Raw genomic sequence first — 218 nt, 5'->3', positions numbered from 1 at the left:
CCTGCAGACTCTGCAGTTAGTAATATTTTGCCAGAAAAACAATTCACGAATTCGCTAAAATTAGCGAGTGGATTTTTGGCTTTATGGTTAATTTTAATATCAGGTAACGTTGTTAATGGTAAATTGATTCTACCTGATTTGGGTGAAGCAAATGAAGTTGCTTGCAATTGGTACTTTGGAAATTAATTAATACGTTTAAAGCATTGCTCTTGTCGTTG

General features: G+C 33.9%; 1 protein-coding gene. It reads left to right on the top strand.

The window, feature by feature from the left end; translation table 11 throughout:
• The coding region (locus V6256_RS15810; RefSeq protein ID WP_341599167.1) for a hypothetical protein at nt 1–186 on the top strand (186 nt) is incomplete at its 5' end.
• Nucleotides 187–218 lie beyond the last annotated feature (32 nt).

Source organism: Psychromonas aquatilis (assembly GCF_038155185.1).
Classification (GTDB): domain Bacteria; phylum Pseudomonadota; class Gammaproteobacteria; order Enterobacterales; family Psychromonadaceae; genus Psychromonas; species Psychromonas aquatilis.
Note: the sequence above shows the minus strand (reverse complement) of the source record. Positions and strands in the feature narration are given on the sequence as shown.